The 4,527-nt window shown below is 26.5% G+C and carries 1 protein-coding gene and 1 pseudogene; both read right to left on the reverse strand.

Features of this window, described 5'->3' with window-relative positions:
- A pseudogene (locus tag AJN69_RS02765) lies at window positions 1-464 on the reverse strand (hypothetical protein); the annotation flags it as partial.
- An 18-nt stretch (window positions 465-482) separates the two neighbouring features.
- Window positions 483-4,415, reverse strand: a complete 3,933-nt coding sequence (locus AJN69_RS02770; RefSeq protein WP_070287707.1) for a hypothetical protein — start codon at window positions 4,413-4,415, stop codon at window positions 483-485.
- Window positions 4,416-4,527 lie beyond the last annotated feature (112 nt).

Here is a 4,527-nt window from a genome sequence, read left to right on the forward strand (position 1 = left end):
TAAATATAGGCGTATTCTTCATTGATTAAATATCCTTTTTCATCTACATTAGCATAAGCATCATAGGGTATATCTATAACCACAGATCTTAATCCACTTCTTATTGCTAAATATTTATATCTTTCTCTTTTGGTTTTTAAAGATTTATAATAAGCTTTTTCTGCTTTAGTCCAAGGAGCTATAGCTCCTTTGATAGGATCTTTTAAATAAATACTTTGCCAATCTTTAAATTCAAGCAAAGTAGATTTCTCCCCTGTGTGAAATTCAGGATCTAGGTATTGGGGTTTATAGTCTTTGTAGGGGGAGTTTTTCATAATATGATAAGATTTAAAAACCGCTTTGGAATATTCTTCGGTATAGTTGCCTGTGGGCTTAACATTTTCTTTAAAGAGTATTTTATTGGTATCTTTTTCCACATCTAATGTTAATCCATTAGGTGTATAAATCTCATAAGTTTCACTCATTATCTATCCTTTCTTAATTTAACCCATGTATAAACCATCTTCTATGATTATAGTAGTAGCTAGTCTGCCTATGAAATTAGGCGGAGTTTTTGTTTCTGATGTGATGTCAGCATTTGCACTTGCTTTGCTAGTGTTATTTTCTCTTTTGCCTATAGCTTTCAAGCTTTCTTTATTTCCATTTATCCCCATATACATAGCCTTAAGATTGTTTTGTCCTATGATATTGAGTTTTTCTAGTAATCTTCTGGTTTTATTTTTATCTTCTATATATCTTCCTGTTTTATCTTTACTTGTATTATAAATTCCATTAGCAAAATCTTGTAAAATTTGTAAAGCTTCATTGTAAGCATGAATAGGACTATCTTCATCCTTTTTAAAAGCACTAATTTGCTTTTCTTTATTTCTAAACTCTTTAAACAAAGGATGATTACAAGGAAGTTGATATATAGTGCATTTTTTAAGTTCTAAAGATTTTAACTCTTTAAAATAAAAAGTATAATCATCTATAATATATTTTTGTTCTTTTATATCCTCTAAAGCAGTTGCATTTCTTTTCTCATCAATAATCAAATAAGACAAAAGTCTTTTTAAAAGAAATTCTTTATTTTCTTCAAGCTTTTGATCTATTTCATAATGAAAGGAAAAATGAGTGTCAAAAACTCCTGTGCAAAGATCTATGCCATAAAAAATTTTCTTTAAATCAAAGCTAATGAATTTCGAATTGATTGCAAAAGGATAGGTTACAAAATGATCTCTTATAACCGCTAAAGGAGAATCATCTTTGAAGGTGTAAAGCTGATAAACAATGCTTTCATATTGTTCTTGTAGGGCTTTAAAATTTGTTGGAAAGAGATAATTTAAAAAAATACCCACAAATTCTCCAGCCACAATAGAAGCAAGGTCAAGTTTATTTAGCTTAGCATAAGTATAAATAGTATATTTTTGAGTTTGTATATCCATGCTATGCATAAGAGCAATTTTAGATATATTGCTTTCTTGATTAGAGTATATAAATAATTGTTTCATATATTTATCACTCCAATAAATCTTAATTTGTTTTTCATTAAAGTATTCTTTTATCTTTGTGATAAATAGATTTAAACCGGATGTATTTTTTTGTATTATTAAATTGGATTTTATCTCTTGTGCTAAAATCATTTGGATTTTAGTATGAATTAATTCTTTTTCTATTTGTTGCAAGCGTGCTTTTATTATTAAATTAGATTTTATGTGTATATGATATATACTATTCTTTTTTGGAGGTGCAAAAATACCAAGCTGTTCTTTAAAAAATTCTTTAAATCCTTCTTTGTTTATTTTAATACAAGCTTGAATAACATATTCTATTGTTTTTAAAAAATTAAAATCCCACAACATTTGAGCTGTAAAGCTGATAAAAGGACTAGCACTTAATAAAATTTTTAACATTGCATAAGTAAATATTTCACTTGTTTTTTGTTCTTTTGCCTTATTTAAATATTCTTTTCCATACATCTGCTCCAAAAGCTTTGATAAATCTGATATTTGTTTCTCTATATCCATCCATGCAACAAAAGCTCGTTGCGTTTCTTCGTCTAAATTCATAAATTCTTTAATGCATTTTTGTTCATCTAAATGATACATTTGCTTTAATTTGATTATTTTTTTATCTAATGTATTTGTTGTATCTAAATCTTTTGATAATTCATTAAAAAAATCATCTATAGTTATCGAATTATCATTTTCCACAAAAGAATAATCTTTTTTGTCAAGTATTTTTAATAATTGCGATACAACTTCATATGCTGTAATATTTGTTGGCTCATTATTTACATATATTGGACATTCATCTGTCCATAAAACATAAGTTTCCTCTAAGTATTTTATATATACAAAATTACTGCCTCCATATTTTTTCAAATCCAAATTGATATTTGGAAAAATAAGCTTAGCTTGATACAAGACAAATGAAATAAATAAACATTCCATTAAAGAATAGTTCCCAAATGAAGATTTATCCGATTTTTCAAAAAACTCTTTTTTCAAAAAAGTTAAATATTGATGAGCTATCTTCTTTTCTTTTTCTATGATGGATTCTTTGGCTTCGTTTTGTTTAAAGAATTTTTTGATATAAAAATAAGGAAGCCATTTTTTATCATTTATTTTTTTATTGTAGTCAATATAAGCTAAAATGTTTATTCGTTCGCAATGTCGTAAATTTTCCGTCTTTTTTACTATTTCTATCATTGGCTCATTTTCTGATATTGCTAATTTTTCTTTAGCTGTTTTTGCGAATTCTGGTAGCTTCTGCGGTGTAGCAACAAAATTTGTTAAATATTTATAAACCTTTTGCATATCTTCATAAGCTTTTTTACTATTCTCATAAGCTTCTTTGGATATTTTCACAAAAGGGCTTAATTGTAAAATATAAGGTTCATTTTCATCTTGTGGCATTTCTATGCTATATTCGCTATAATCTCTTGTGCTGTCATAAGTTTTTTTTGAAGTATCAATATTTTTTTTAATTCTTCTGTATTTATCTTGTATATTATAGTTGGCGATTTCTTGAGTTAAACTTTCACTAAGTCCTGCATTGTATTTATTGGGGATATTTGAAATAATCAAATAATTTTTACTCATTTTAGTTGTATTTAAATCTATTTGTGCATTTTGATTTTTTTGTGCGAAAAATTCAGCTAGTTTACTTGAGTTAAAATTTGGACTTTCTATATAGGAAAAATAAATAAATTGTTTAATATCTTCTTGCAAATTCTTTAAAATAGCATTGTTTTTTAAATACAAATTAGATAATTTTTGCGTTGAAATGAAAGCGGGTAAATTGCTCGATTTTGAATCATTGGGTGTATTTTTATATCCCTTGTCTTTTTGTTCTGGGTTTAAAAAGATTTCACTAAAAATATTTTCAATGCTTTTTATTTCTTCGCTTAAAGTGATTTTATAAGCCAAATTCGAAGCGATATTGCTTTCATCACTTCCAAGATATAATCCAAAACCACTTAAATCAATAATTTCTTTTTTATTAATAATTAAAACACAAGATAACAAGCGAGAATTAATATAATGAATAAACATAGCACATCTAGTGGCTAAAAATGCGGCTAAAGTCGTTAAAAGTGTGCCATAATCTCTTTGAGCAAATTCATAATACTCGCTTGCAGAACCCATTAAAGAAAATAAACCAGCAGCCAAAATAGCTAATCCTGTCCCACCTGTAAGAACAGCTACCACTGTGGCTATTGCAACACCCGCTATAGCACTTAGTATGATTTTAATTTTTTCATATTCTTTTTCTTCGGCAAGTTTTTTAATGTGTTCTAACAACTCATTGATAAATTTTTCATAAGTATTTTTTAAAGTGGGACTTATGCTATTTTTGAAAAAATCCGATTCTATGACATTTCCAATCTTTTCTAAAACTTTTTTCTTAAAATCATCAAATTTCTCACTGCTTATATCATCAGGATCAATGTTTTCGATTAACTCGTCTAAGGTTGTTATATCTTCAGAATCTTTAGCTAGTTCTTTTAAAGTATTGATAAATTCGATACAAAGATTATTTTTATCTGTATGATAAAAAAGATTAAAATCTTTACCTTGTTTCTTGTCTTGAATTTCTTCTTCTAAGTCTTCTAAATAAACTTTAGTGCAAATTTCACTGCTTGATAAATCTTTTAAATTTACATTTTGTCCAGCATCAAGCTCATTAAGGGTATGGATATTTATTTCTATATTATTGTGATTATCACAAGTTTGTTTTAAAATTTCTAGTATTTCCATAGCCAATATTTGATTTTTAGATAGCATTTTTCTTTGATGAAAATCAATATTTTTTAATATAGCGTGTAAAATAGAAAAATTAGGATAAATAAAATCAATCTGTTTAACTTCTTTATTGTTGATTGTTAAATTTTTAATAGTTTGAATTAACTCTGTTTTAGAACTTATAAACATAAAAGATTCCTTATATAAAGCATTATTATATCATTTTTTATTTGCTAATATTTTTTGTCTCTCTATTAATCTCTCCTATCCACCTAAGCACATTGCCCTTATCATCAATCTC

It is taken from the genome of Campylobacter sp. BCW_4338, assembly GCF_001763255.1.
Lineage (GTDB): Bacteria > Campylobacterota > Campylobacteria > Campylobacterales > Campylobacteraceae > Campylobacter_D > Campylobacter_D jejuni.

What these genes read in the sequence shown, in the direction of transcription:
- AJN69_RS02770 (WP_070287707.1), bottom strand. Translation starts at nt 4,415, where the DNA reads ATGTTTATAAGTTCTAAAACAGAGTTAATTCAAACTATTAAAAATTTA.